This window comes from Mesorhizobium sp. M7A.F.Ca.CA.004.04.2.1, assembly GCF_004022825.1.
Lineage (GTDB): Bacteria > Pseudomonadota > Alphaproteobacteria > Rhizobiales > Rhizobiaceae > Mesorhizobium.
Genome location: NZ_RZPH01000494.1, coordinates 1 through 4283, shown reverse-complemented (window position 1 = coordinate 4283; position 4283 = coordinate 1). Strand labels below are relative to the sequence as shown.

General features: G+C 63.5%; 7 protein-coding genes, 1 tRNA gene and 2 pseudogenes. 9 read left to right on the top strand and 1 reads right to left on the bottom strand.

The genetic code is table 11. The annotated features are described in order from the left end of the window. Positions 1 to 17 precede the first annotated feature (17 nt). From EN893_RS20910 to yacG, 4 genes are all read left to right on the top strand, one after another. The gene (locus EN893_RS20910; protein ID WP_128361747.1) at positions 18 to 428 is read left to right on the top strand and encodes a low molecular weight phosphatase family protein; all 411 of its coding nucleotides are present in this window, start codon (positions 18 to 20) and stop codon (positions 426 to 428) included. Between the two features lie 87 nt (positions 429 to 515). Then, positions 516 to 734, top strand: a complete 219-nt coding sequence (gene infA / locus EN893_RS20905; protein ID WP_006200926.1) for a translation initiation factor IF-1 — start codon at positions 516 to 518, stop codon at positions 732 to 734. A gap of 21 nt (positions 735 to 755) precedes the next feature. Beyond that, a complete protein-coding gene (locus tag EN893_RS20900) occupies positions 756 to 1385 on the top strand; it encodes a Maf-like protein (RefSeq protein WP_127269084.1) in 630 nt (209 codons plus the stop codon). After that, positions 1382 to 1579, top strand: coding sequence for a DNA gyrase inhibitor YacG (gene yacG, locus EN893_RS20895; protein WP_127269085.1), 198 nt, complete (start codon positions 1382 to 1384; stop codon positions 1577 to 1579). Before EN893_RS20900 ends, yacG begins: the two co-directional genes overlap by 4 nt. A 55-nt stretch (positions 1580 to 1634) precedes the next feature. On the opposite strand, the pseudogene EN893_RS39380 reads toward yacG, so the two are convergent. Continuing rightward, positions 1635 to 1847, bottom strand: a pseudogene (locus EN893_RS39380) (ABC transporter substrate-binding protein); the annotation flags it as partial. Between EN893_RS39380 and EN893_RS20885 the strand changes: the two are divergent. The 5 genes and pseudogenes from EN893_RS20885 to EN893_RS20865 form a co-directional block, all read left to right on the top strand. Further along, positions 1819 to 1983: pseudogene (locus EN893_RS20885) on the top strand (helix-turn-helix domain-containing protein); the annotation flags it as partial. The pseudogenes EN893_RS39380 and EN893_RS20885 sit on opposite strands and share 29 nt — an antisense overlap. A gap of 319 nt (positions 1984 to 2302) precedes the next feature. Beyond that, positions 2303 to 2378 (top strand) — tRNA-Phe (locus EN893_RS20880). Between the two features lie 155 nt (positions 2379 to 2533). Next, complete coding sequence (locus EN893_RS20875; RefSeq protein ID WP_023813918.1) at positions 2534 to 2971, top strand: hypothetical protein; 438 nt, start codon at positions 2534 to 2536, stop codon at positions 2969 to 2971. A gap of 174 nt (positions 2972 to 3145) precedes the next feature. Then, positions 3146 to 3616, top strand: a complete 471-nt coding sequence (locus EN893_RS20870; RefSeq protein WP_127269086.1) for a hypothetical protein — start codon at positions 3146 to 3148, stop codon at positions 3614 to 3616. Further along, the gene (locus EN893_RS20865; protein ID WP_127269087.1) at positions 3616 to 4251 is read left to right on the top strand and encodes a hypothetical protein; all 636 of its coding nucleotides are present in this window, start codon (positions 3616 to 3618) and stop codon (positions 4249 to 4251) included. The genes EN893_RS20870 and EN893_RS20865 overlap by 1 nt, the downstream gene beginning before the upstream one ends. Positions 4252 to 4283: the final 32 nt, after the last annotated feature.

Genomic DNA, 4283 nt, shown 5'->3' with positions numbered 1-4283 from the left:
TCCTGTTCCTGTGCGGCATGAATGCCGTGCGCTCGCCCATGGCGGAGCAACTGGCGCGCCGCATGCTGCCCGCCACCGTCTTTGTCGCTTCGGCAGGCGTTCGCGCCGGCGAGCGCGATCCATTCGTCGATGCGGTGCTTGCCGAAGACGGTCTCACGCTGGGCGGGCGTCACCCAAGGACGATGGACGATCTCGAGGACGACTATTTCGACCTCATCGTCACGCTGGCGCCGGAAGCGCACCACGCCGCACTTGAACTCACCCGCTCGCTCGCTGTCGAGGTCGAATACTGGCCGACGCCGGACCCGACCGACGCCAGCGGCACCCGCGAACAGATCATGGCTAGTTATCGCGACGTGCGCGAGCGGCTGAAGGTGCGCATAGGCCGACGTTTTCTGCTTCCAGGAGCAAAAAACGCGACGGATTAAGCGTGTTCACAAGCGGACGATTATCATATAGGTTCCGCCGAAATTCCGGCCAGGGTGCTGGAACTACCATCCAAGCAAAGGTATCGAATGCCGAAGGAAGAAGTCCTCGAGTTTCCGGGTGTCGTGACGGAATTGTTGCCGAACGCGATGTTCCGGGTAAAGCTCGAAAACGAACACGAAATCATCGCCCATACGGCCGGCCGCATGCGCAAGAACCGCATCCGCGTGCTGACCGGCGACAAGGTTCTGGTCGAGATGACGCCATACGACCTGACCAAGGGCCGCATCACCTATCGTTTCAAGTAAGCAAAGCCCGACTGGTCCGCGATGAGCATTTTGCAGAAGCTGGTGCTTGCCTCGGGTTCGCCGCGCCGGATCGAGCTCTTGCAGCAGGCCGGCATCGAGCCGGACCGCGTGCTGCCGGCCGATGTCGACGAAACGCCGTTGCGTGCCGAGCATCCGCGCTCGCTGGCCAAGCGGCTGTCGAGGGAAAAGGCCGAGAAGGCGTTCGCCTCGCTGCAGACCGAAGCCGACTACGCGCCAGGTTTCGTGCTGGCCGCCGACACGGTGGTTGCCGTCGGACGGCGCATCCTGCCCAAGGCGGAAACCCTCGACGACGCTGCCAACTGCCTCGGGCTGTTGTCGGGCCGTTCGCACCGGGTCTATTCCGGCATCTGCCTGATCACCCCGGGTGGCAAGCTGCGCCAACGGCTGGTCGAGACGCGGGTGCGTTTCAAGCGGCTGCCGCGCGAAGAGATTGACGCCTATGTCGCCTCGGGCGAATGGCGCGGCAAAGCGGGTGGTTACGCGGTCCAGGGCCTCGCCGGCGCCTTCGTCGTCAAGCTGGTCGGCTCCTACACCAATGTCGTCGGGCTGCCGCTCTATGAGACCGTCGCGCTGTTGAGCGGCGAAGGCTTCAAGGTGCATGGCGGCTGGCTGGCGGGACCCCGGCTGTGAATTCCGATCCCAAAGTCACGCCCTTGCGCCCGAAGCGCCCCTGCCCCGAATGCGGCAAGCCCTCGGCGCGCGACACCTTCCCGTTCTGCTCGACGCGCTGCAAGGACATCGACCTCAATCGCTGGCTGAAGGGCGCTTACGTCATCAAGGCTCGCGACGACGAGGAAGAAACGGACCCCGACGATTCGAAATGAGCCGGGCGCCCAGTGACCAGATCTGGTCGTGATCGAGCTCGGCTGATGTGTGCGGGCCGGCGGCGCAGCCGGCGATCGACTTGTCGTAAGTCGGCTGGTTGCCGAGATCCTGGACCGTGACCTTGACGTCGGGAAATTGCTTGTTGAAACCGGCAATCGTCGCCTTCAGCGATGAAGCCGCGACATTCCGGCTCCAGATGGTGATTTCGCCGGATTGCGCGAAGGCCGGGGCTGAGCCCAGGGCAAGCGCGAGCGCGGCGCAGGTGATGCATCAGGACGCCAATGTGCTGCGCGTCGCCATGGATTCGGGCTTCGGCTCGCTCAGCGCCTTCAACAAGTCGTTCCGCAAGCTCGCCGGCATGTCGCCCTCCGATTTTCGTAGAGGCGTGACCGGCGCCAGATAGGTGGCGGCGACCAATGCGGGTCTGAGCCGCGAAGCATTGTGCGCCTCGATCGTCGGCTAAAGGCAGTGCCACGGCATGTCAGCCGGCAATAGCGGCACGGACAGGGATGGCGAAGGCCGCATCGTGCCATGCCGTGCCCGATTCCCGCCCGCAAGCGGCATGGAAACCGGGGCACCGCACGGCGTCGCTTTTCCTGCCTGAAATCGCCCACTAGGCGCTGGACAGGCCGAATTCCCGTGCTATAACCCACGCGCTTTCAAGGGGCGCCCCACGGCGCCTCGATGAATTCCGGCCAACGAGTTTTCGTTTGCCGGAACAGGCCCAGATAGCTCAGTTGGTAGAGCAGCGGACTGAAAATCCGCGTGTCGGTGGTTCGAATCCGCCTCTGGGCACCACTACTCCCCGGTCCGTTTTGGACACACCCCATCGCGTCGCCGCCTGCATCGCCAAGTGGAATCACTTTGCGCACATTAGCCCGCAGACGGATTTAATTTGCTTGGCCACCCCTCAACCCTAGGGCAAACTGCCTGCCGGGGCTGCAGGAGGTGAAATGAGAGCACGCGCAGCGACGCTTGGGGATCTGGAGGATGTCTTTCGCGGTCTGTCCAAGCGGATGTCGGACGAATACGTGGCGGCCGGCAAGGACAGCAAGATCGCCTACGACAATCTGATGATGAATTTGAAGGAGGGCCGCGCGCACGCGCTTGTCGAGGGCGACAAGGCCGTGGCGATCATCGCCTGGCACGAGAACAGCGACGCCGCCGACACGCTGTTCGCCGCACGGGAGGACTTCTTCCGCGCCGCGACCGTTCGCTTCTGCAAGCGGCATATCAGGCACATCCAGGCGCTCGCCGGCAACCTCGCCATCCACTCGCGCAGTTGGCTCCAGGGGCCGGATGTCGCAAGATGGTTCGGCGTTATCGGCTATGTCGAGCGCGGCCGGGAGAACGGCGCCACTTTGTTCGAGCTGCCGCCGGCTCGCGGATAGGCAATCGCGGGATATTGCCTGGCAAGCTTGCAGTTTCGAGCGCTCTCCCAGGAGGGCGCGAAGAGACTCTGCCACCAGCCGTCCTGGCAGAAGCTGTGAGACGTGCTGCCGTTGATTTCCAGATGTTTCCTGCGACTATCGGCACGCACGCTTGCGGTGGATAAGGTCGAAACAATGCATCTGGACTACTCCGATCACGTCTTCGTCGACCTCGTGCCCGAGCAGTTCGGCGCGTCGGAAACCATCGTCGCGCGTTATCGCGGGCTTGTCGCCACCGCCTTTCGCTACCGATCCGGCGTTGCCGGGCTTCGGATCAGCAACGCGAAGGGCGAAATCGTCATGCTGCCGTTCCAAGGACAGCAGATTTGGGACGCGACCTTCCTCGGCCGCTCCCGGACCATGCGCTCGATGTTCGATGAGCCGGTCGCGACCCGCGACTATCTTTCCAACTACGGCGCGTTCTTCATCCACTGCGGCGCCACCGCAATGGGAAATCCGGGGCCGGATGACCGCCACCCGCTTCACGGCGACCTGCCCAATGCGCCCTATCAGGATGTGCAACTGATCGCCGGCAGCAATTCCGAAGGGCCTTTCATGGCGCTGACGGGGCGCTGTCGACAGACCGTCGCTTTCAGCCATATGTGATGGAGCCCACCGTACGGCTGCAACTCGACGCCAGCAGCCTCGCCGTCGACATCGTGATCGAGAACCTGAAACGCTCGGCCATGGAGTTGATGTACCTGGCGCACATCAATTTCAAACCGGCCGATGGCGGGCGCCTGGTCGACACCGTAGCGGATGATTCCGCGGACATTGTCGTGCGCCAGACGCTGCCGCCCTTTTTCACGCCGAGCGAAAGCTACCTTGCCTACCGCGATGCCGTTGTCGCCAATCCTTCGCGGCATCGCCTGCTGACCAAGGGCGAGCCGATCGACCCAGAACTCGTGCTGACGATGAGGGCTAAGGCGGACCCCCAGGGCTGGGCGCACGCCTTGCAGGTCCATCCGGACCGTACTGCGGATTTCGTCAGCTTTCGCCCCGACGAGCTCAATTATGCCGTCCGCTGGATCACACGCGGCGCCGACCAGGACGCGCTTGGCCTCGTGCTGCCGGCCACCGCCGAACCAGACGGCTATCTTGCGGCCAAGGAAAGAGGCCGCCTGGTTCGCGTCGCACCCGGGGAAAAATTCCGCTGTGCCCTGCGTTTTGGCGCTATGGACGCGGACGCAGCCACACAACGAGAACAAGCCATTGCAGCGTTGAGAGGTGAAGGCCGTTAGTCGCAAGCCCTGACCGCAAACGCTGCCTGAAC